17 protein-coding genes and 2 pseudogenes are annotated in these 21,837 nt (G+C 58.5%); 8 read left to right on the plus strand and 11 right to left on the minus strand.

All coding sequences use genetic code 11. The features are described from left to right. Nucleotides 1–344 precede the first annotated feature (344 nt). From B0G69_RS31180 to B0G69_RS31190, 3 genes are read left to right on the plus strand one after another with little or no spacing between them, the layout of a single operon-like run. Nucleotides 345–1,304 (plus strand): tyrosine-type recombinase/integrase, encoded by a 960-nt coding sequence (locus tag B0G69_RS31180; protein ID WP_121317750.1) that lies wholly within the window; start codon nucleotides 345–347, stop codon nucleotides 1,302–1,304. Beyond that, the gene (locus tag B0G69_RS31185; protein ID WP_121317752.1) at nucleotides 1,301–2,275 is read left to right on the plus strand and encodes a tyrosine-type recombinase/integrase; all 975 of its coding nucleotides are present in this window, start codon (nucleotides 1,301–1,303) and stop codon (nucleotides 2,273–2,275) included. The genes B0G69_RS31180 and B0G69_RS31185 overlap by 4 nt, the downstream gene beginning before the upstream one ends. Then, complete coding sequence (locus B0G69_RS31190) at nucleotides 2,268–3,281, plus strand: tyrosine-type recombinase/integrase (RefSeq protein ID WP_121317754.1); 1,014 nt, start codon at nucleotides 2,268–2,270, stop codon at nucleotides 3,279–3,281. Before B0G69_RS31185 ends, B0G69_RS31190 begins: the two co-directional genes overlap by 8 nt. Nucleotides 3,282–3,919: 638 nt before the next feature. Here the strand turns inward: B0G69_RS31190 and B0G69_RS40780 are convergent. Next, nucleotides 3,920–4,171 carry a hypothetical protein gene (locus B0G69_RS40780; RefSeq protein ID WP_147440791.1) on the minus strand — a complete coding sequence of 84 codons (252 nt, stop codon included), beginning with the start codon at nucleotides 4,169–4,171 and terminating at the stop codon, nucleotides 3,920–3,922. Nucleotides 4,172–4,196: 25 nt separating this feature from the next. On the opposite strand from B0G69_RS40780, the gene B0G69_RS31195 reads away from it, so the two are divergent. Continuing rightward, nucleotides 4,197–5,240, plus strand: coding sequence for an AraC family transcriptional regulator (locus tag B0G69_RS31195; protein ID WP_121323718.1), 1,044 nt, complete (start codon nucleotides 4,197–4,199; stop codon nucleotides 5,238–5,240). A 494-nt stretch (nucleotides 5,241–5,734) separates the two neighbouring features. Here B0G69_RS31195 and B0G69_RS31205 read toward each other — a convergent pair whose 3' ends face one another. From B0G69_RS31205 to B0G69_RS31245, 9 genes and pseudogenes are all read right to left on the minus strand, one after another. Then, nucleotides 5,735–6,859 carry a porin gene (locus B0G69_RS31205; protein ID WP_121323720.1) on the minus strand — a complete coding sequence of 375 codons (1,125 nt, stop codon included), beginning with the start codon at nucleotides 6,857–6,859 and terminating at the stop codon, nucleotides 5,735–5,737. A 47-nt stretch (nucleotides 6,860–6,906) separates the two neighbouring features. After that, nucleotides 6,907–8,523, minus strand: a complete 1,617-nt coding sequence (locus B0G69_RS31210) for a 3-(methylthio)propionyl-CoA ligase (protein ID WP_121323721.1) — start codon at nucleotides 8,521–8,523, stop codon at nucleotides 6,907–6,909. A 105-nt stretch (nucleotides 8,524–8,628) separates the two neighbouring features. Beyond that, the gene (locus B0G69_RS31215; RefSeq protein ID WP_121323722.1) at nucleotides 8,629–9,963 is read right to left on the minus strand and encodes an MFS transporter; all 1,335 of its coding nucleotides are present in this window, start codon (nucleotides 9,961–9,963) and stop codon (nucleotides 8,629–8,631) included. 110 nt (nucleotides 9,964–10,073) lie between these two features. Next, complete coding sequence (locus B0G69_RS31220; RefSeq protein WP_121323723.1) at nucleotides 10,074–10,874, minus strand: carboxymuconolactone decarboxylase family protein; 801 nt, start codon at nucleotides 10,872–10,874, stop codon at nucleotides 10,074–10,076. Beyond that, a complete protein-coding gene (locus B0G69_RS31225; protein ID WP_121323983.1) occupies nucleotides 10,871–11,692 on the minus strand; it encodes an SDR family oxidoreductase in 822 nt (273 codons plus the stop codon). The genes B0G69_RS31220 and B0G69_RS31225 overlap by 4 nt, the downstream gene beginning before the upstream one ends. Nucleotides 11,693–11,734: 42 nt before the next feature. Continuing rightward, entirely contained in the window at nucleotides 11,735–12,790 is a 1,056-nt protein-coding gene (locus tag B0G69_RS31230; protein ID WP_121323724.1) for a 3-keto-5-aminohexanoate cleavage protein, read from the minus strand. A gap of 321 nt (nucleotides 12,791–13,111) precedes the next feature. Continuing rightward, a pseudogene (locus B0G69_RS31235) lies at nucleotides 13,112–14,319 on the minus strand (CaiB/BaiF CoA-transferase family protein). A 292-nt stretch (nucleotides 14,320–14,611) separates the two neighbouring features. Next, a complete protein-coding gene (locus B0G69_RS31240; protein WP_121323725.1) occupies nucleotides 14,612–15,067 on the minus strand; it encodes a hypothetical protein in 456 nt (151 codons plus the stop codon). A 20-nt stretch (nucleotides 15,068–15,087) separates the two neighbouring features. Further along, entirely contained in the window at nucleotides 15,088–15,429 is a 342-nt protein-coding gene (locus tag B0G69_RS31245) for a hypothetical protein (protein WP_121323726.1), read from the minus strand. A gap of 932 nt (nucleotides 15,430–16,361) precedes the next feature. Between B0G69_RS31245 and istA the strand changes: the two genes are divergently transcribed. The 4 genes and pseudogenes from istA to B0G69_RS31270 form a co-directional block, all read left to right on the plus strand. After that, complete coding sequence (istA, locus tag B0G69_RS31255; protein WP_241991246.1) at nucleotides 16,362–17,387, plus strand: IS21 family transposase; 1,026 nt, start codon at nucleotides 16,362–16,364, stop codon at nucleotides 17,385–17,387. Continuing rightward, nucleotides 17,384–18,202, plus strand: a complete 819-nt coding sequence (gene istB / locus B0G69_RS31260; protein WP_121315176.1) for an IS21-like element helper ATPase IstB — start codon at nucleotides 17,384–17,386, stop codon at nucleotides 18,200–18,202. Before istA ends, istB begins: the two co-directional genes overlap by 4 nt. Before the next feature lie 69 nt (nucleotides 18,203–18,271). Beyond that, the gene (locus tag B0G69_RS41160; protein ID WP_158609001.1) at nucleotides 18,272–18,598 is read left to right on the plus strand and encodes a hypothetical protein; all 327 of its coding nucleotides are present in this window, start codon (nucleotides 18,272–18,274) and stop codon (nucleotides 18,596–18,598) included. A gap of 308 nt (nucleotides 18,599–18,906) precedes the next feature. Continuing rightward, nucleotides 18,907–19,206 (plus strand): annotated as a pseudogene (locus B0G69_RS31270) (SOS response-associated peptidase family protein); the annotation flags it as partial. 1,354 nt (nucleotides 19,207–20,560) lie between these two features. Here B0G69_RS31270 and B0G69_RS31280 read toward each other — a convergent pair. Continuing rightward, entirely contained in the window at nucleotides 20,561–21,526 is a 966-nt protein-coding gene (locus B0G69_RS31280; protein ID WP_121323984.1) for a PDR/VanB family oxidoreductase, read from the minus strand. Between the last annotated feature and the right edge of the window lie 311 nt (nucleotides 21,527–21,837).

Consider the following 21,837-nt stretch of genomic DNA (forward strand, 5'->3'; position numbering starts at 1 on the left):
ACTTTCGACCGAGCCGACTCCGCCAACTCTGTCCATGCTGCGAGGCGAGTCTTTGGCTCAGTTCGGCGAGGAAGCGACGTTCACTTGATGACGCGGGGGGACATTCGAGCGTCGGTAGCACACCGAAAGCGGTCGCTGAACCTGCCGAAGTTGATGGCGGTTCATCGGCCTTATGGAAAGCTTCGCATAAGGCCGATTATGCCAAGTCGTTGATTATGGAAAGTAGCTGTGCTGGTCGGCGGCACGAACCGGTAATCACAGGGTGTGGCGGCAGGTGACGCCCCACGAACTCGACATAATCTCAGCGATGATCTGGAGTAACGGTTCCACCTGAGGGGACCGTTATGAAGCCAACCCGTTTGTACCCGGCCAAGTCCAACGCGCCGTCTTTTGCATCATTCCCACCGCACATTACTGCCGAATTGCATCGCTACGATGCATATCTGCGCGATGTACGGGGACTGGCAGCCGAGACCCGTAAGAACCGACTTCGTGTTGTCGGTTTGCTCTTGCGAGACAGATTCGAGCGGTGCGCTATCGACTTCAGAAAGGTGCGCCCCGACGATGTTCGCCAGTTTCTTTCGGCGCAGTTGAGAGCAGGCGGCTCGGCTTCTTATGCCTCCCATCTGGCAGCAACGTTACGTAGTTATCTGCGTTACCGGACCGTTTGCGGAGACCAACCCGGCAAGCTCTCCACCGTCATTCTGAATCCGGTCCACTGGAAGCTGGCATCCCTGCCACGTGCGCTCAAGCCAGAAGAAGTTATCCGCCTCCTGGGCGCCGTTGCAGGCGCTCGGCGCTGGCCGAAGCGTAGCTATGCGATGGTCCGGCTGGCACTGGACATGGGGTTGCGTTCTGGCGAGATCGCACATCTCATGATCCGCGACATCGACTGGCGCGAAGGCACTGTGACGTTGAGAGGCACGAAGTCGCTGCGCCAGGACGTCATGCCGTTGCCGATGGCATGCGGGCAGGCGCTGGCTGACTATCTGCAACACGAACGTCCAGCGACCAGCCACCCGGCCCTCTTTGTCCGGCGAGTAGCAGGGCGAGACCAGCCCGTTACCTCGACGGCGGTCCAGAAGGTGATCAAGCGGGCCTGCAGTCGTAGCGGTCTGCTGCACTCCACTGCCCACGCACTTCGGCATACCCTGGCCTGTCGCCTCGTCGAGAACGGCAGCTCGCTCAAGGAAGTGGCTGACCTGCTGCGTCACCGGTCGCTCAATACCACCCTGATCTACGCCAAGCTAGACACGCCGAAGCTGTCGGCAGTCGCTCTGCCGTGGCCGGGGAGTCAATCATGAGCGCGCGCATCAGCTTGCAGCAGCGGATCGACGACTACTTCGTCGAGAGGCGCTCCCTGGGATTTGAGTTGCGCTCGCGGGACACGCTCCTGGCCAGTTTCGCCCGTTACGCCGCCGATCGGCATCACCGTGGCCCACTTACGGCCGACCTCATGACGGATTGGGCCCGGCAGGATAAATGGCACCGTGACACGCCGGCGACCTGGGCGGCCCGGTTGGCGATAGTTCGCCACTTCGCCCGCTACCTGAAGCAGTTCGAACCGGATACCGAAATCCCGGAGGAAGCGGTGTTCGGTCCTGAGCGGGGACGTGTTGCCCCGCATATCTTCCATGAGGACGAAATCGTTGCGTTGCTGGCGGCGGCCTGCCGGCTCGATCCAAAGGGAAGTCTCCGGCCAGTTACCTACGAGACCTTGTTCGGCCTGATGGCCTCGACTGGCCTGCGGGTCTCCGAGGCCATTCATTTGCGCGATGCCGACGTCGACCTCAAGCGTGGGATGCTGACCATTCGACAGACCAAGGTCGCCAAGTCGCGACAACTGCCGATCCATCCGGGCACCGTTGCCGCGTTAAGGCGCTACCGACGGCAACGCATTCAGCAGATTGCCAATACCCCTGACATGTCGTTTCTGATCAGCAGTCGTGGTCGGCGACTGGGACAGCCCCTTGGAGAGCGACAGGCTCATCGTGTCTTCAACTCGCTACGTGATAGCCTTGGCTGGGTGAACCGCGGCGCTCATACGGCGCCACGGCTTCATGATCTGCGGCATACCTTCGCCGTGCGACGCATGATGCTCTGGCATGCCGAGGGTACCGACATCGATCAGATGATGCTGGCGCTGTCGACCTACATGGGTCATGCCGAGATCTTCTACACGTACTGGTATCTGACGGCTGTTCCGGAATTGATGGCCTTGGCCGGCGGCAAGTTTGAGCGTTTCGCCGATCTCGCCGGAGACGGCAATGTATAGGCAAACTAAGACAGCGCCTTCGTTTGCCGCGCTCGTGCAAGCCTGGTTCGCCGAATACCTGACCCAGCAGCGGGCACTCAGCGAGCAAACCATTGCAGCCTATCGCGATAGCTTCGTACTCTTCCTTGACTTCGTAGAGGCGAGCCTGGGCAAGCCGCCAGCCACGATGGCACTCGCCGATATGACGCCGGAACTGATCATGGCCTTCCTCGATCACCTTGAACGTCAAAGGCACAATTGTGTACGCACGCGCAATGCACGTCTGGCAGCGCTGCGGTCGTTCCTGAAGTTTGCCGCGCACCGCGATGTCGCGTCGTTACAAGCGATTGAGCGCGCCTTGGGCGTTCCGGTCAAGCGCTTCGATCGCCCGATATTTAGCTATCTGTCGCGCGAGGAGATGCTAACGGTGATCGGTACGCCCGGCGGTTCCTGGCTGAGCCAACGCGATCACCTTCTGTTCCTGCTGATGTACAACACCGGAGCGCGCGTCTCGGAGATTACCGGGGTGAAAGTTGCGGATGTGGTCCTTGATGACAGTTCTGCCTGCATTCATTTGCGCGGCAAAGGACGCAAGCAGCGCAGTGTGCCGCTTTGGCGCTCTACCGTGAAGGCGGCACGGGCATGGTTGCGGGTCAATCCGGAATTCCAGCCGACATCGCCACTGCTTCCGAATCGGAACGGTCACGCAATGACGAGAGCCAATGTTGCGTTGAGGCTGACGTTGGCTGCCAGGAACGCAGCCCGTTCCTCTCCCGGTCTGGCAGAGCGACACGTATCGCCCCATACCATCCGACACACCACGGCCATGCACCTACTACAGGCTGGCGTCGACATCAGCGTAATCGCGTTGTGGCTCGGACATGAGAGCCCCGTCACGACACACCATTACGTCGAAGCCGACCTGAACATGAAGGAACGTGCGCTTGCCAGGCTTCACGAACCAGGCAGCAAGGTCCCGCGCTATCGGGCACCTGACTCGCTGCTCAACTTCCTGAAGGCGCTGTGATTATGCAAAGGCCGGAATTCGTGCTTGCCGCTTTCCATCAGCTCTCGACGCGAGTTCCGACCTGCTACTTTCCATAATCAACGACTTGGCATAATCGGCCAATGCGGACGGTGGCCGCTGAAGAACGTGCGGCAGTTCGAGATCGCTTAGCCGACATTCGCGACCCGGTACCCGCGAATGTCCGCATTCGTTTTTGGCGAATGAGTCTTGTCGACCCACTCCGGTCAGACAACTTTCTTCAAACCGGTCAGTCAGCCAAAATCAGGTTTTGCAAACGGGAGTGCCACTAAGCGGCCGCTGGCGAAGTCACCCAATCGGCCACATAGCGTCATTCGCTCGTCCTGTCGATCGGACGTTCAGACGTCGGCTTCACTCTGCTTCCGGTCATCCGATTGGCGAAGATCACCATTCCTTCATCGGCAAAATGCCAACATTGGGCCGGATCGGGCGCAACGTCAGAACGTAGGCCAAACGCTTTTCTCACGCAAAAGGCCGGACGGAGGGTGGTAGCGCGGTCGCCCGACAACCAGCTAGCTCTGTTCGGCTATGCGTGTCGCACTGGAAGGTTGAGAATCGGTCCGACGTCAGGAAGGCGCTGGCGTTCGGGCAGCGGGCTGAGAACCACCTTGCCAAGGTGCTCATCGAGTCTCTTTCAATTGCAGGAGCATGAGGCTGGGATTGCATTTTGATCGCTCGTCGTATTGCGTGAATTCGCATAGCCAGGTTTTTTTCACCGTTGCTTCGGCGTAATGGGCGAGTGCAACTTCCCTGCCGTGATTCTGCGAAATCCCGTAGAGATGGCGATGCAGGTGTAAGGCTTTTGTTCCGCGATTAGACGCGGGACCTAACAGCGGTAAAATGGCATCAAGTGACGTCAGATTATTCGCCATTCAGCATTGCTCAAAGAGCCAGAACATGAAGCGCGCACCCAAAGCGGAAAAGTCCATCCCGATCGGCGCGCTCAAATCGTTGCCAGCTGTCCTGCGCGAGCATGGTGCGGACCCTTGGGCGCTTCTCGAATCCTTCGGCGTGACAGACGAAGCGTTAGCTTCGCCACTGAGCCCCTTGTCGACAGTCTCACACGGCCGCATTCTCGAATCGGCAGCGAAGCTGATTGACTGCGAGCACCTCGGCCTTCTGCTGGGACAAAGAGCAACACTTGACAATGCAGGGCCCCTGCGCTTTCTGGTACTGAACGCACCCACGGTGCGCGAGGCCGTCGAAAGCCTGATCCGCTTTTGTGGTGTCTGGTATCGGGGGCTGCATGTCAGCATGACGGAAGATGAGGGCTACGCCTGTATGTCAATGTCGATCGACGGCGGCATTCCGGGCGCGCGTCATCTGCTTACCGCGTATCTCGCGGCGAACGTGAGGATTCTGGAGTTGATTCTCGGTCGCACGTGGCGGCCTACCCTGGTGCGGATCGCGTATCGGAAGCCAAAAGCCAGTGCGCTGTACGAACAATATTTTCAAGCGCCTGTATGGTTCGGCCAGGCGCACTACGAGGTGTTGTTTCCCCAGTCCTTGCTCGATCAGCCGAGGTCGAGCCACGACCAGCAGCTTGGCCACTTCCTGCATCAACACATGACCGAGCTGGAGGCGCGCCAGACCGACGACTTCAGCGCGCGGGTCAGGCAGGTGATCGAAACGCTTCTTCCGACCGGCTGTACCTCACAGAAAGTCGCGGAATTTTTTGCAATCCACCGTTTCACGCTTTATCGACATCTCGACGAACAGCATACGAGTTACGAGAAATTGCTGGAAGACGTCAGACGCGATCTGGCGAATCAGTTGCTGTCGCAGACCGACCTTCAGATTGCCGGCATTGCGACGCGGCTCGGCTACGAGAGCCAGGGCAACTTCACGCGCGCGTTCAAACGATGGAATGGACGAACGCCGACTGAATTGCGCAGAAACGCGGCCCGACTAAAAATGACCAATATGCAGGATGAGAAGTGACATGATGGGTTTCCAGGGAAGCGCCGGCTTCTGCGGCCGCTAAAGAGAAATCTAACGCTGACAGCCACAAACCTAGATGAAAGACAACTGGCGATACGCCCGATCGGTTTTCGGGCGAACCGCCGTCAAGTGGTTTCGCACAAAGCCGTTCGGTGACCTGTTGCAGGAGTCACGTGCGTCGCCAGGCATGAAGCTTCGCGTAAAAGGTCTGTGGCGATGGGAAGGTCAAGGGAAGGCGATGCCCCCTCTCGTCGTTCTGTTTAACCCGGAGAATGGCATTCAGGATGCGACGGACGTCTCGCCGGGGTCGGTCACGTGGTTGGCCAGGCGCGGCGAATAGATGTTTCACTCGCTCCCAGGCGGCATCTGAAAGAGGTCATTTCGATCAATGACTCGGACTGCTGCATGATAAGCCCGGTCTTCAGACCCGGACTCCGTTCATAGGAAATGCCACAGACCGGCATCCGTCGAGGCGAACGCCAGCCTGCGTTTGTTTAGAAGTTGTGCCGGATCCCTATCATGGCTGCAGTCGTCCCCATACCTGGCGCAGCAGGTTGCCCGTAGGTGATGGTTTGCGTCATGTCCCCGTGGTTGTTGACCCAACCGACCTGCGCATACAACACGCTGGCCTTTGACAGGTTGTATTCCGCCCCAGCTGCGATCTGCAGTGATTTGTTCGCTGAAGTGTTTTTGTCTTTGATGTAGTAGAGACCACCGGTGATCTGGAAGTCGGGGGCGAAGCGATACCCCAATCCGAACGAGTACAGATCCAGGTCGACCAGATTCCTGTGCGCGGGATTCGATCCATTGCTATACGAACCGGAGATCGAGAACCCTTCGTACTTATAGAGCGCGCCCAGATACCAGTATCGGTTGTTGTTGAGTCCGGTCGGAACAGTGGTCGGGCCGGGGTTGGTATCGTGGCCGTTGTAGTAAAGCGCAGAAAGTCGTAGCCCGTAACCCGAATACTTCAGCACGGCCGACTCGCGCGTATTGCCCTGCGGTTGCCCCGCCACGCCGCCGAGCGCATATTCGAGTTCGGTGCTCACTCCGTGGAAGACCGGCGACCGATAGACCAGCGCGTTACTGTCATATAGCGCGCCAATCGGACCATTTGTGCTTGTACCTGGCCAGCCTGCTGCCGTGTTCAACCCGAGCCACCCGCTCAGAATACTGCCGAAATACTGCGATGCGCGGACATCGGTCTCCGCCATCGCATAGATCATCGGAGCGATCTGGCGGCCTGCGTTGATGGAACCAAAAGGACCACTGACACCCACCGTCGCAATCTGGTTAAAGAACCCTGGCACGCCCGCCGTATCTGACAGTCCGAGCTTGCCAGTACCCGTATCGAGCACACCCTGCAATCTGAAGTTGACGGCGTAACCGCCGCCGATGTCCTCTACGCCTTTCAGCCCCCAAAAACTCGAATAGATGCCCGCGTCCTTATACCGATAGATCTTGCCGAGATCTTTTGCTGTAGGGCTAAACGATGCTGCCGAGGTACTTTGATACAGCAGGCCGCCGTCAACCGAACCGTACAACGTGACCGACGATTGCGCGTGAGCCACAGCGCCAAATGCCATTGCTGCTAACGCGACCATCAACTTCAGTTTCATGCTGTCTCCTTTTTATGGTGCTTTGTTTGTGAACCTGAAACCGGTGTCTAGGCACGTATCGGCGCGAGCTGTTCGCGTAGAAGGTTTTTCTGCACCTTGCCGGTCGCGCCGAGAGGAATCGAATCGACGAAGACGACGTCGTCAGGCATCCACCATTTCGCGATCTTGCCGTCCATGAACGCCAACAGTGTTTCGCGCGACACGTGCGCGTCTGCTTTCCTGACGACGACCAGCAGTGGCCGTTCGTCCCACTTTGGATGTTTGACGCCAATGCAGGCGGCCGTTGCAACGGCTTCATGCGACATCGCCAGGTTTTCGATATCAATGGAACTGATCCATTCACCACCGGACTTGATCACGTCCTTGCTTCTGTCCGTGATCTGCATGAAACCTCGCGGGTCGATGCGGGCAACATCGCCGGTTGGAAACCAGCCGTCGATAAGCGGTGCCGTGCCTTCGTGACGAAAGTAGCCGGCCGCGACCCACGGGCCACGCACGAGCAGGTTCCCCACACTCTCGCCGTCCCATGCAAGCTCCTGGCCGTCATCGGTGACGAGCTTCATGTCAATACCGAATACCGCACGCCCCTGTTTGGCCTGCATCGCTTCGCGTTGCTGCGTGGGTTTCGTGCGTTGCGCACCGGTCAGACTGCAGACCGTGCCTAGTGGACTCAGTTCAGTCATGCCCCACGCGTGCAGAACCTCCACGTCATAGCGATTCTGGAACCGCCGCAACATGGCCGGCGGACACGCTGCGCCGCCGACGACCGTGCGCCGCATGGTGGTGAATGTGAGGTCATGCTGATCAGCGCATGCCAGCAGGCCTTGCCATACAGTCGGCACACCCGCTGACAGCGTGACGCCTTCGGATTCAATCAGGTCGTAAAGCGATTCGCCATCGAGTGCAGGTCCAGGAAACACCAGCTTCGCGCCGACCATGCAAGCGATGTACGGCAAGCCCCATGCGTTCACATGAAACATCGGAACCACTGGCAGAATCACGTCGCCCGACGAGCAGTTGAGCGCATCGGGCAAAGCGGCTGCGTAGGTGTGCAGCACCGTCGAGCGCTGGCTGTAGACAACGCCCTTTGGCATACCTGTGGTGCCGGACGTGTAGCACATCGACGCTGCCTGATTCTCGTCGAGCATGGGCCATGCAAAGTCGCCAGGCTGCGCGTCGAGCAGGTCCTCGTAGCACTGCAGGTCCGCGATACTGGAATCCGGCATATGATCACGGGTGGTCATCGCGACAAACGTCTTCAACGTAGTGCATCGTTTAGCGACTTCCTCCACTAGCGGAAGAAAAGTCAGGTCGAAGAACAGCACACGATCTTCCGCGTGATCGGCGATGTAGAGCAGCTGGTCAGGATGCAGACGTGGATTCAATGTGTGGAGCACGGCGCCGGAGCCGGATGCGGCGAAATACAGTTCCATATGCCGATGCCCGTTCCATGCGAGCGTAGCGACACGGTCGGGAGATCTGATGCCGAGTGCGGCCAGCGCGTTGGCAAGTTGTCTCACACGCTGTGCCAACTGTCGAAAGGTCAATCGGTGCACATCGCCTTCGACGCGCCGCGAGACGATCTCCTGGTCGCCGTGATGGCGCTCCGCATGCACCAGCAACGAGGAAATGAGCAGTGGCATCTGCATCATCGAGCTATTCATTCCGTTTTCCTTGGACGTGGCGAGAGCAGCCGTTTCCCTGCGCCCGGCAAAATCGCCTGGGCGCATGAGAGACCGCTGATTAAGGCAAATATGAAATCGCGGATTCTAGTGCCGGCGTTCCTGGAGAGCCGCGGCTGGGATGCCGGTGAGCAGCACGATCGCGCCCACCAGCAGGATCACGCCGATTACGTCGAACGCGATGTAGAGACTTCCCGTGTGCATTTTGATTGCACCGACGGTGACCGGGCTGACTACCGCGGCAATTGACCCCAGGCTGCTCACAAGCGCGATGCCACCTGCCCCTGCACCGGCGTTGAAGAATGCCGGCGGAATGGTCCAGAACACGGGCACTGCCGCGAGGCAAGCCGCCGCCCCGACAGTCATAAAAACGGTCGATAGCAACGCGTTCGCATGAACGAGATGCATCAGGAGAAAGCTCAATGCCGCCGTCGACATGGTCGCCGCAAGGTGCCAGCGGCGCTCCAGACGACGGTCCGAACTGCGTCCCAACAAATACATGGCGACCGCGCCGAGTACATACGGTCCACTCGCAATCAAACCGATGCTGCGCATATCAGTGAATCCTGCGCCCTCAAGCAATGACGGCATCCAGTAGGCGACCGTGTTGGTCGCGCAATAAATCGCGAAAAATACAATTCCAGGAATGTAGGAACGGGGATCGCGGATGACGCTCCCGAACGTGCGCGCCGGCGCATGATTCGATTCACGGTCGAGCCGCAGATTGTCGGCGACAATCGCCTTCTGTTGATCGGTGAGCCATTTGACGTGCGCGGGCTGATCGTCGAGCCAGTACCACGCGAATGCGCCGAGCAACACCGCAGGAATGCCTTCCAGGATGAACAGTGTTTGCCATCCCTTCATCGCATGCCAACCGTCGAGTTCAGTCATGATTGCGCCGGCTAGCGGACCGCTGATCATTCCCGCGACAAAACCCGCCATGAAGAAAATCGACGTCACCCGCCCGCGCTTCCATGACGGAAACCAGTAGGTCATGTAAAGAATGACGCCGGGAAAGAAGCCTGCTTCCGCAATACCGAGAACAAATCGCGCGATGTAAAGCTGCACCGGTGTCGAGACCATGCAGGTGAGCGCAGTGACGAGTCCCCAGAGAATCATGATACGGGTCAGCGTGGCACGCGCGCCGACCCGCTGCATATACAGATTGCTCGGAATTTCGAAGAGAATGTAGCCGGCGAAGAACGCTGTGGCTCCGATGGCGTAGGCGGCATCAGTCAGACCGAGGTCCTGCGCCATGCGCAGTTTGGCGAAAGAGATGTTGATCCGGTCGATCGCATTGACTGCGTAGGCCAGAAACAGGAACGGCAGCAGCCGCCAGGCGATCTTGCGGTATGTCTCCCGGACTTCGGGTGATGAACGCGACCCGCTGATCGCCTCAGCCTGCAAAGCGGCATGACTCATGGTGTCTCCATCTGCTACATTCAGTGCGACGGCGCAAAGTCGCCGTCGCATGGTGAAGGTTCCGCACGCATGCCTTATGCGACACGTCGCGCGGAAGGCACGGCCCTGCCTTAAGCCGTTTTACGCCGGGCACGGTCGTGCTCCGCACATTCGGCCTGCAGCAAAGGCACGGCGAGCTCGCATGCCTCGATGCCTTGCAGGCTGACTATTTTCAGCACTTCCAGAATCTGCTCACGCGTTGCACCGAGTACGAGTGCCGCCTGGATGTGACGCCGCGTGCCGTGCGCGTACATATGGGTGATTGCGGCGTCGCCCGCGATGCAAAGGAACTCGATCCACAACGGTGGCAGAACGTTGTCGCGCCACAAACCCAGACCCATCGCGAGAAATGCCTCGAGATATTGCGGGTCCCATCGATAGATCGTCTCCCACAGCGGATTGAACATCCCGCTCGCGCGCACATGATCACAAACTGGCGTCGACGTGGCAGGCGCTGGTTCGTCGGGCAGTCCTGCACTCGCGAGTTCTTCGGCAAGAATCGGTACACCGAGCGCGCATGCGTGAATACCGACTACGCTCGCAAGCTTGAACACCTCGAGAATCTGCGCTCGCGTGACGCCCAGTCGCAATGCGTCGCGAACATGTCGACGCACGCCAGGGCCATACATATGCGTGGCCGTCACGTCGATATTCAACCGGATCAGCGCCACGAGGCGCGGGTCGAGCACGTCGCTGGTCTGGGCGCTCTGGCTGAGCTTCATGAACGACTCGGTCCACTCGGGATCCCATTCAGCGAGCGGATCGAGCGTGGGGGCGACGAGCCCTGCGGCGCGCATCGTGTCGTAGTTCGGTGTCGGCTGTCGATCGCTCGTGCTAATCGCCGTGGCTGGTTCTGATGGTTTCGTACTCATATCACCGAGCCCCCGTTCGGGCTGATAACCTGACCCACGAGATAATGGTCCCCCGCGAGATAGACCACTGTCGACGCATACTCTTCTACGGTGCCAAAACGCCCCAACGGACAGCTTTGCCACAAACGGTTGCGGGCGTCTTCGCCGATCTTGTCGAGATAGTCGTTGAATGCCGGCGTGGCGACGCCGCCCGGCGCCATCGCGTTCACAAAGATATTGGCACCGGCCACTTCAAAAGCAACCGACTTCGTGAAGGCGATGACCGCGCCCTTCGTGGCGCAGTAGTGCGGGCTGTGCGCGCTTCTGGTCGAAAGTCCGGCAATCGACGCGATGTTGATGATTTTCCCGTCGCGCTGTGGTTCCATCAGTTTCAACGCTTCACGCGTGCAATAAAACACACCGTGTACGTTGACGCCCCAGTAGCGATGCCATTCTTCGTCGCTGATTTCGCTGGTGAATTTCAGCGACTGCCGTGGCATGGGCGTCTGCATGTACGCGTACAGCTTGTTGCGTCGTTCGGTGTCGATAGGACGGTTAGGCGTCAGTGCGGCATTGTTCACGAGAATATGCAACGTGCCGAAGCGCTCCGTGATCTGCGCAAACATATGCCTGACCTCTTCGCTCGACGACACGTCGCACCGGAGTGCAAGACATTCAGCGCCGCGTGCTTCGACAGCGGCGCGGGCCACCGCCAGCGCGTTTTCGTCGACGTCGCATATGACGATGCTGGCGCCTTCGGCGGCAAGAGCGTCCGCGCATGCAAGACCGAGTCCTGGGCCCACGCCCGTGACCAGGGCAATCTTGTCACGTAGTTTCATGTTCATTCCCGTCAGAGTGTGGAAGTAACGCGCGCCTGGGTGTCAGGCGTGTCCCGGCACCGTAAAGCCGCGCTGGGCGGATTTGCGATTCGGCGCCATGCCGAGGGCGGCGATCGTTTCGTCGGCGCTGCGGTACTGCTCGCCGATCTGATAGATGCGCTTTGCGTCTTCGCCCGTTGCGATGTCGCGGCCGAGCTCGCGGGCAATGCGCACGGTCTGCTCGATCTGCTGCACCGACGTCATGCGCTCGCCCTTGCGGCCCCAGAGGTTGTCCTCGATGCCCACGCGCACATGCAGCCCCATTGCGATGGCCATCGCGTTCATCGGCAACACGGCGCGCATTGCACTTTCGATCGTCAGAACCGCGCCATCGGGCGTGCGGCGAATGAATTCGATCAGATCGGCCGGATGCAGGCCCGCTGCGCCGCCGCCGATCGCGACATAGTTGAGCACCAGCGGACCGGTGTAGAGACCGCGGCGGATCAGGCGCTCGACGCTCTCGAGCTGGTGCACGTGGCCCAGCATGAAGTGAGGCTGAATGCCGGCCGCCTGCAGGCGGCGCAGGTGTTCGATGAAGAATGACGGCTTCGCATCGACGACCATTTCCGAGTAGGCATTGAAGTATTCAGGCTTCTCGAGAATGGTGCCCACTACGTCGTCCGGCGTGAGCAACTCGCAGATGTTCATCTGGCTGGAGTTGATCGCGATCGTGACCTGGTCGGGCTTCGGATCGAGTTCTGCAAGCATGTGCCGCGTGTCGTAGTCGAGCCACTGGGCTTCCTGACCCTCGCCTTCCGGTGCGAAAGAAATCGAGCCGCCCACCTGCAGGACCATATTGGGCACCGCTTCGCGCAGCCGGGCGAGACTCTCGTTGAACTTGGACATGCGCTTGGAGCCCTTGCCGTCTTCCTCGCGGACATGCACGTGGAGCACCGTGGCGCCGGCGTTGTAGCAGTCCACCGCCTTCTGGATCTGTTCGTCCATTGTGATCGGGATGTCGTCCGAGTCGCTCGGAATCCATTGCGGGCCAAACGGCGCGACCTGGATCACGAGTTTTTCCTGAACTTCGGGGAAGAGGCTATCGTCGAGAAAATTCATTGGGCGTCTCCAGACTTGGATTGGTGGCCGGTTGCGCTAAGGCGAATCCGTTGATTGGAACTTTAGGGAAAGTGATCGAAACGCCTTTATCATTTTGTCACTCATTTTTATCATGTTGTCACTTGCGACACTGGGATTAACCCTTTCGATGCGCGCGACGCGTGCAACAAATGCCCTGTGTGCATCAAGAATGCGCTCGGGCAGCCTTTGGCGGCGAATACGGTGCGGGAAACAGGGAATGGGGACTTCAGAAGTTACTTCGAACCCGTCGCGATGGACGGGTTCGTCGGCACCGTTGCAATGCCGTTGCTCATAGCGCGTTCAGATCACGCCGTTAGCCTTCAGAAGCGAAAGACGGTCGGCCGATACATTGAGTAGTGTGCTCAAAACGTCCGACGTACCCTCGCCAAGCGTTGGAGGAATGGCGCGGACCGGCAACCGTTCGCCGTCGAAGCGATAAGGTGGTGCAAACACGTCGACCTTGCCGGCCACTGGGTGCGGATGTGATGTCATGAGCCCAGCATCGCGGGTCCGCGTCGACGTCAGCGCTTCATGGAGACCCAATACTTCGCCGCATGGAATGTTCGAACGGGCCAGCGACTCAAGCAGTCCATCACGCTTGCGTTTGGCGAGTTCGCGATGAAGCTCCGGCAGGAGCATCGCGCGATTTTTCGACCGGTCCAGATTGGTCAGGAAGCGCGGATCGGTCGCGAGGTCAGGCCGCTCGATCACGTCCCGACAGAAGCGTACAAACTGCGCGTTATTGCCGACGGTGATCACGAGTGGGCCGTCGGCTGCATCGAACACGCCGTACGGCACGATCGAAGGATGCGCATTACCATAGCGGGGCGGATCTTCGCCGATTAGCAAGGCTTCGAGCCCGTAGTACGCGGTGATCATCAGGCCGCAGTCGTACAAAGCCATCTCGATCGAGCGGCCTTGCCCGGTGCGCTGACGCTGGTAGAGCGCCGCCAGAATCGCTTGCGCTGAATACATGCCGGTGAACAGATCGACGACGGCCACACCGAATTTCAACGGAGGCTGACCGGCTTCGCCGTTGATCCCATCAACCCGGCTTCGCCTTGGGCGACGAGATCGTAGCCCGGGCGTGTGGCCTCCGGGCCAGTGTGGTCATAACCCGAGATCGAGCAGTAGATCAGATCTTCGTGGTCCTGACGCAAATCGTTATAGCCTAGGCCGAGTTTCGCCGCGCCACCCACTTTGAAGTTCTGGATGACAATATCGCTCTTGCGCGCGAGTGCGCGCGCAAGCTCGACGCCTTCCGGCGACTGCAGATTCAGGCTGACCGACCGCTTGTTCCGGTTGACGCTGTTGAAGTAGGCAGTCTCCGTGGCGCCCACGCGCATGCCCCAGTCCCGGGTATCATCGCCCCGCTCGGGGTGCTCGACCTTGATAACTTCAGCGCCAAGATCGGCGAGAACCATAGCGCACCAGGGTCCGGCGAGGATTCGCGAAAAGTCCAGTACGCGGAGGCCGGCAAGCGGCAAGGCGAGGTTGTCAGTCTGCATGGTGTCTCTAATTTTTGTTTCGACCCGATCAAGGGGCCAGTTGATGAGAGATCGAGGCAGCTAGAGCGTAAGGCCTCTCGAGTGCCGGCGGTCTGTTTGGGCAGGCCCTCGGTGTCCGATGTATCTTGACGGCGCATTGTCCGGTGAACAATGGCTGTAGACAATCCTACGTGGAATTGACAGACTGTCAAAGTTTGTTTGACAGTTGGGACTGTAGGCCTATATTTGGCGGCGATTACGAACCGGATTGTGAGGTGCCTCTTTCGAAAGAATGCTTCACCTGAATCTCGCTCTAATCGGTGCGTTTCTCTGGTTCCTTCGCCTTCACGTTGGCTGACACAACGGCAATCATCGCGTTCACTTCTACGAGGCGACGATCGCCGAGCATGAATCTGCAACTGCTGATCCATAGCCTTGTCTTCATCTTGTCGATTTCGACATGAGCTTCTATCCCGTCCGGCTTAAGCGACCAGTAGCCGACATTCGACTTCCGGCGATCAGCCGACCGACTGTTAGCCGAGGACTCGGTCTGGCGAGCCGGCGACTCGAATGTCCGTTCGAGCTTGGAAGCTGCCGCCACGCTTGCAACAGGCTGAAGGTCGCCTATGGGTCGGGCCGCGTCAGTCCGCACTTCGAACTCGTCGCTGGAAAGCGGCCAGTGGAATTCCGCTGCTTGAAAGCGGCCAGTCGGCAGTGCGTACTGCCGACCCCAAGCCGCCGGTCGAGAGAAGATGGCTAACGTCTGCATGCCATCGCTGACAGGACGGCCTAGAGCAGCGTACGCATGCGGTCACGAACGCGGTTACCACCGCGTGACAAATTAAAGACTGGGTCTATGAAGCGTTGCGTGAGGCAGGCGTGCTGAATCGCTTGAGCGAATTCGCGGGCCGCATCATTCGGGGCAAGAAAGACTTCGATGCATTCTTGTGCGAGAACGGCCCATGGATGAACGTGAGCTCTCAACTTGCCTCTGCCGCCAAGCATTTCGACGTTGGAAAAGATACCGGCGTCGAAGGGCTTACCACGATCGAACTTCACGTTGCGCCGGAAACCGCCGTCCACGAACTGCGGGACAAAATGAAAATATGGTGCGAACGCCCGCAACAGCATCCCCGGTCTTGGCCGCGTACTATTTGCTAGATTACATCGGGTAGCGAGCACGACCTCACTTGGACTGCTGCACCGACATGACGCCAAGTAGACGAACGTTTGACCATTTGGCGATAGAGCTCATGGATGATGAAGCATCGCGTTAATAATTTGCAGATAATTCAAATTTCTCAGACATACTACAAACATATAACGCAACGGAAGGATTTAATTGGCGCCAAAACAGCTCAGCGGCTGATGCGGTAAGGGCGCCGCAGTCAACGTATCCATTCGGACAGGCCGCGGGGCATAGAGATCAGCGCTGCGCTCGCCACGTACATGGCCCGATCCGGATAACGCTGGGGGTAGCGACGTTTTCACAGATTCAGCGCTAGCGCTCTCGCACAGTTACATAAACATGCGGTAAGGGTAATGGTTGCCCGGTAGACCCGAGACATTCGCGATTGTCCTTGCCAGCTTCTGCGAATAGCGAATCGTCACAGGAACGGGGTCGTACAGAGCATCGTTGTTCCAGTCCATCTTCGTTAGCGCTACGGTTTCGAAAGCAGCAATTTCAAAGCGGTCCGCTGCCCGCGTGGCGAACTATGTTCAGCGGCTTTGGAATGCCTTTGGCACCTTGATAGAAGAGCGGGTCACCCAGCCCGGCCGTAGGCGCATTACCTGGGACCCAGACCAACGCTGAATTGCTGGTTCGCATGAGCATCGCGCCACGAGGAACTGGTGCCCGGTCCGGCTCGCTATTAACGCCCGGCTTCCTACTCGCCACCAGCCAGACTCCGCGCCAAGTGCCCCTGCTGCCAATCTCCAAGCATTCGACCTCCTTATGTCATCGGCACCTGTAAATTGATACACCGTCGGCACTGAGGAATTGATACACCTCGACGAAGGGATAATGGCCGCTTTGAGCGGCGATGATCTCGTACGAGGGATACATGCAGATCAGGATATTGCACAAGCAGGGCAAGAGCCTGCGTGCCATTGCTTGTGAGGTTGGCTGCTCCGTCAACACGGTGAGGAAATATCTGGCGACGCAGGACGCGCCGATGTTTCGGCCCGCAGCGACTGCGCGCGATTCGATACTGAAACCGTTCGAAGCCTATCTTCGGGAACGGATCGCGTCAGCGGCACCGGACTGGATTCCAGCGACAGTTCTGTGGCGCGAGATCCAATCGCAGGGATTCAATGGCGGCGAGAGAATCGTGCGCAAGTTCGTTGCGACATTGCGGCCTCTACCGGCGCCCGATCCTTTGGTGCGATTCGAGACTGCCGCGGGCGATCAGATGCAGGTCGACTGGGTCGAGTTCCGCCGGCGCAAAGGAGCGAATCTGTTCGCATTCGTGGCCACTCTCGGCTATAGCCGCGCGACTTACGTCGAATTCGTTTCCGACATGCGACTCGATACTTTGCTCAGGTGTCACGTCAACTGTTTTAACTGGTTCGGCGGTGTGCCGCGCCGTGCGCTGTACGACAATATGAAGACCGTTGTCATCGAGCGGGATGCTTATGGTCCGAAGCAGCACCGTTTCCAGCCGGGGTTTCTCGACTTCGCCCGGCACTACGGGTTTCAGCCCCAGCTTTGTCGGCCTTATCGCGCGAAGACCAAAGGCAAGGTCGAACGGATGAACGGATATTTGCGCCGCAGTTTCTACGTTCCGCTGGCCGCCCAGTTCAAGGCGGCCAACGTCGAACTGGACGTGACGACCGCCAACACTGAAGTCTGGCGTTGGCTACGCGAAGTTGCGCATGTCCGGATACATGGAACGACCCGCTTGAAGCCAGGCGAGCAGTTGCTTGTTGAGCAGAAGGCCTTGCAGAGCGTACCGCCACCGTATCCGTCGCTGTTGCCAGCAACGACACCGGCGAGCGGACAGGAGTTGCGCGAGCGATTCCACGACTGGCTATCTCCGCTACAGCACCCGCTGTCCGTGTACGACCAGCTGATTCGGGTTGCCGCATGAACATCGCACACGAACGAGTGGCGCAGCTATGCGCCCAGCTGAAGCTCACGACCATCGCGGACGCGTTGCCGCACCTGGCGCAAAAGGCGATCGCCGATGAGGTAAACCTGACAGAGTTTCTCGAATCGGTACTTAAGGCCGAGCACACGGCGCGGCTCGTCAGGCAGCGCGCGACGTTTGCACGCCTGGCAGGCTTCCCGACGATCAAGACCCTCGACGGTTTCGACTTCGCAGCAGCCAGCGGTGTGCCCAGATCGCAGGTTCAGGAGCTGGCGAGTCTGACGTTTCTGGAGCGAAACGAGAACGTCGTATTACTCGGACCGAGTGGCACAGGCAAAACGCACATTGCAATGGCGCTTGGTTATGCAGCAACGCAAGCTGGAATCAAGGTGCGCTTCATTACGGCAGCAGACCTGCTGATGATACTGACCACGGCACATCGGCAGAATCAGCTGGGCGACGCCCTCAAACGGTTCATCAACCCGTACCGGCTGTTGATCATCGATGAGATCGGGTACCTGCCGATGAGCCGTGAACAGGCCAACCTGTTCTTCCAGGTGATCGCCAAACGATACGAGCGCGGCAGTCTGATCGTGACCAGCAACCTTCCATTCGGGCAGTGGGACCAGACGTTCGCCGATGACGCAACGCTCACTGCTGCCATGCTCGACCGGCTATTGCATCACGCTCACGTCGTGGCGATCCAGGGCGAGAGCTATCGACTACGCGACAAGCGGCGCGCCGGACTGGTTATGAAGAGATCGACTACGACAAAGGAGAACGCCGCCAACGGAATGCGGTCGGCACCGCAATAACACTACAACCCGGTGTATCAAATCTGAAGTGCCGATGCCGACAGAAACTGTATCAATTCCTGAGTGCCGTTGACACTTAACGGTGGACAGCGCGTCGAACACGCCACGCAGTTCCTCTTCCTTGAATGCCGTCGTTTTGTGAATGACAAGCCGCCGCGGCAGACGTCCACCGTTGCGATTGAGGTACAGGTTCAGGCTACGCGCCATCACTGCCCGCATGCCGCTACGGCTGAGGAAAGGATTGCGCCGAGCCTCCCGAGGGTCAGCAACCGGGTCGCGCGCTTCGAAGGCGACAAACTGCATACCGCCGCCATCAGCGTCAAAGACCTGGGAGCAACACGTCACAAACTGAGCAGTGCGGGGGTCACCGCGAAGCGCGTAGGTCAAGCCTATTGAAATATCGCGTGACCGAAGATGCGATATCCCATGTAGCTTCCCGATTCCATCAGCGCACTACCTGAATACACCAATCGTGAGTGTTAACGCGCAGCACATTCCCCTCGGGAGTTATCAGGCGGGGGATTCTTGATACGTCAGGAGTAGTGCGTCGCATACCCGCACCGGCAGCGCCCTGCTTTACGGCCAGCTTCGAGACGGTGGTCGGCGTCCGATGCGAACGTGCTTTTACCAGACGGGAAACGCGCCGCATAAGCGTCTAGGAATGGCAGCATAAAACCAGTCCAAGGTTTTAGCCGCACCCCCCTCACGAGCGCGATGAAAATGTCGTTCTCGAGTTTCGTCCGAGCAACGGCGAGCTGATGCACGTTGCCTGCCTGTGGTCTCGATGGAGCAAACCCGGAGAGCCGGACCTGCTATCGTTTGCGGCCATCACGGACGAACCTCCTCCCGAAGTGGCCGCAGCAGGGCATGACCGGTGCATCATCCCTATCAAGCCGGAAAACATAGATGCATGGCTTAATCCCGACCCGAAGAACCTGGAGGCAATGTACGCAATTCTAGATGACCGGGACCGGCCGTACTACGAGCATCGTCTGGCCGCATAACCTCAGCTCAGAACTCGGCGAGGGGTCGTGACGGTCCGTTTTCCTAATCGGGACAGCGACAACATCGACGAGCACGGCGACGTGAGAGGGGTATCTACGCCGCGGCTTGTCGACTCAGATGGCACGCATCCACGAACCACAACACTTCCAACCTCCAGCCTCTTTGGCCTTCGCGGTTAAGTTTTTCATGCTTGGTCCGTTAACGTGTTTGCGTGCTCTCGAGGAGCAGTGCTCGTTGCGGACATTCACCGCGTTTGACCGGCTCATTCACAGACAACAGGCCTTCCCATGCAAGAGTCTTTCAATTCTGGCACTTGCCTCGTGCCAACTGAACAACTCGATAAGCCGATATATCGAATCTTTCCACGCGAGAGATTTTTGCAGATGGTACAAGAAAAGTGTCTCGCTCTCGTGTCCCCCTCGATGTGGGACGACCCGTTCGAGATAGTCGACCGCGCCATCAAGGTGGAATGGGAGGAGGATGGAGCGCACCGGTCGCACATTATTCAGGGATTACCTTCCGTGTTCGCGCAGAGTTGGTCGATGGCTGAGGAATCAGATGCGTTGCTGCGAGCCTATTCGAAAGTGCGGCGAGGCGGTTTTTCCACAAAATTCGCGTGAGGTAACGCTGAGGCGCATGAGACGCGCCATTGAAGGCAAAGGATGGGTGAGCGTAGTGGAGGCGGATTGGCTGATGGAGAGGCTGCGCGGGCTCTTGGGCTGGTAGTGGATGGCCCTTGTACGTCAAGGGCGTGCGGGTCTCTTCGCGCTCCCGCGCACCATTGAGAGTCAGCCTCTCCGTTGCTCTCGCAATGGGATGACTGAGGTCATTTTGGCTCGCAAGCGGCTCACGCGGGCGCAACTCGTTTATTCTCGTTTAGGCGGCTTAGCCGGTCTTCCGACGACTCCATTTCGAACAGTCATTGCCAACGAGCTGGTAACACGACTGCGACTTCTCTTCACATGAGCCTGTCGACCTAACCCCTACCCGTGGCTTCAGAGGGCTGAGGGGTGCCGATGATTGCATGGCCACCACTGGCAAGCCGAGAAGTCCCAAACCTCATTCTGCTTCACCGCTTCTCGCGATTATTCCGTCTTCGAATGCTCGTTCAGGCGGTGCCAGTAACGCGGGTTCGACGCGTCGACTGGGCACGTTGAATTCGGCCCGCGTTAGCATTGCGGCTGACTTCAAGGAGCATCCGGAAATGCCGGTCGTCGCGCGTTTCCAGAGAAGTTTGCGCGGAAGCGCCTCAGGTCGGCGCACAGGTCGCTTGGAAAAGGTATGCAACGGGCATCAACGCGGTTCGGTTGAGTCGACGGTCGAACCTACCGCCTCGCCCCGACGAAGCATCACCTACAAGTCGAGAACTAGATAAGGTGTTTTTGCGCGCGAGCAGCACGGTAAAAACTGGTCGCCTGTAGCTCTTTCGTCGTCCGTCAGATAGCTATCCCTGTGGTCAGGCTCACCGTCGATAACTCGAGTCAAGCAGGTCCCACAGACGCCCTGTTCGCAGGACGTCGGAACTTCAATTCCACTGGCAGCAAGCACTTCGATGACCGTGCACTCAGGTGGCACATCTAAAGTAACGCCGCTGCTTGCCAGCCGAACTTTGAAGGTCGTGTCACTCGCAGGCCTTTCAATTACCGCGCCGAAAAACTCATAGTGCAGGCGGGCCTCCTCCCATTTCTGTCGCCGAGCTGCGTCTAGGACTGCATCCATGAAGCCGCGGGGTCCACACACATAGAGGTGCGTCCCAGCCTGCGTGTTGGCCAAGGTTGCTTCGATGTCAAACTTCTGCGCCTGGTCGCCGGTATCGAAATGAAACGCCACCTTGTCATTGAAAGGGGACGCTTGTATTCGCGACGTGAAGGCCATCCGTTCAGGTGTGCGCGAGCAATAATGCATTTCGAATTCGTCTCCGATTGCAGTCAGACGCTCCGCCATGCACAGTATCGGAGTAATGCCAATGCCACCAGCTAGAAGCAGATGATGCGGCGCGTTGTGCGCAAGCGGAAAGTGATTCTTCGGCTCGCTGATTTTGATGCGGTCGCCCTCCTTGACCAAATCGTGAATGGCCGCGGAGCCGCCGCGGCCGTTAGCATCGCGCAGCACGGCAATCTGATAGTGATTCGTTTTGTCCGGGTTGTTACATAAAGAATACTGGCGAATCAGCCCGCCCGGCAGGTGCACGTCAACGTGTGAACCTGCACTGAATGGAAGAAGGGGCGAGCCATCCTCGGAGATAAATTCAAATCCACATATATCCTGCGCTTCCTGCCATTTGCGCGAAACGATTACTGTCAACGTTGCAGTGGTCACGGTGCCTCCGGCGATAGGCAACTCGATGCAGCACTTGTATGCCAACCCCGCCAATGGCGGACGTTAGCTGTGAACTGCATTAAAGCAGGCACGGCGTGCATCAGTCACGTTAAGTGTACTCAAGATACGTTCAGTGTACTTAATGTTTGAGTGTCTATCAACTACGGAATATGCTCGTTTTCCCGGAATCGAAGGCGCAACGACCGTCACTCACGGCTCTAGGCGATACGGACTAAATCGGATTCCAAACTGCAGGTTACGGGGGAGTTGTGACCTGAAGACGTCTGTCCGCTGTTCCAGAAGTTAGCAGC

It is taken from the genome of Paraburkholderia sp. RAU2J (assembly GCF_003634845.1).
Taxonomy (GTDB): domain Bacteria; phylum Pseudomonadota; class Gammaproteobacteria; order Burkholderiales; family Burkholderiaceae; genus Paraburkholderia; species Paraburkholderia fynbosensis.

Bases quoted from the DNA above. Each gene is read 5' to 3' on its own strand.
- B0G69_RS31185 (WP_121317752.1), top strand. From the start codon at position 1,301: ATGAGCGCGCGCATCAGCTTGCAGCAGCGGATCGACGACTACTTCGTC.
- istA (WP_241991246.1), top strand. From the start codon at position 16,362: ATGCAGATCAGGATATTGCACAAGCAGGGCAAGAGCCTGCGTGCCATT.
- B0G69_RS31245 (WP_121323726.1), bottom strand. From the start codon at position 15,429: ATGCTGTTGCGGGCGTTCGCACCATATTTTCATTTTGTCCCGCAGTTC.
- B0G69_RS31225 (WP_121323983.1), bottom strand. From the start codon at position 11,692: ATGAAACTACGTGACAAGATTGCCCTGGTCACGGGCGTGGGCCCAGGA.
- B0G69_RS31220 (WP_121323723.1), bottom strand. From the start codon at position 10,874: ATGAGTACGAAACCATCAGAACCAGCCACGGCGATTAGCACGAGCGAT.
- B0G69_RS31230 (WP_121323724.1), bottom strand. From the start codon at position 12,790: ATGAATTTTCTCGACGATAGCCTCTTCCCCGAAGTTCAGGAAAAACTC.
- B0G69_RS31240 (WP_121323725.1), bottom strand. From the start codon at position 15,067: ATGCAGACGTTAGCCATCTTCTCTCGACCGGCGGCTTGGGGTCGGCAG.
- B0G69_RS31195 (WP_121323718.1), top strand. From the start codon at position 4,197: ATGAAGCGCGCACCCAAAGCGGAAAAGTCCATCCCGATCGGCGCGCTC.
- istB (WP_121315176.1), top strand. From the start codon at position 17,384: ATGAACATCGCACACGAACGAGTGGCGCAGCTATGCGCCCAGCTGAAG.
- B0G69_RS31180 (WP_121317750.1), top strand. From the start codon at position 345: ATGAAGCCAACCCGTTTGTACCCGGCCAAGTCCAACGCGCCGTCTTTT.
- B0G69_RS31205 (WP_121323720.1), bottom strand. From the start codon at position 6,859: ATGAAACTGAAGTTGATGGTCGCGTTAGCAGCAATGGCATTTGGCGCT.
- B0G69_RS31215 (WP_121323722.1), bottom strand. From the start codon at position 9,963: ATGAGTCATGCCGCTTTGCAGGCTGAGGCGATCAGCGGGTCGCGTTCA.
- B0G69_RS31210 (WP_121323721.1), bottom strand. From the start codon at position 8,523: ATGAATAGCTCGATGATGCAGATGCCACTGCTCATTTCCTCGTTGCTG.
- B0G69_RS31190 (WP_121317754.1), top strand. From the start codon at position 2,268: ATGTATAGGCAAACTAAGACAGCGCCTTCGTTTGCCGCGCTCGTGCAA.
- B0G69_RS40780 (WP_147440791.1), bottom strand. From the start codon at position 4,171: ATGGCGAATAATCTGACGTCACTTGATGCCATTTTACCGCTGTTAGGT.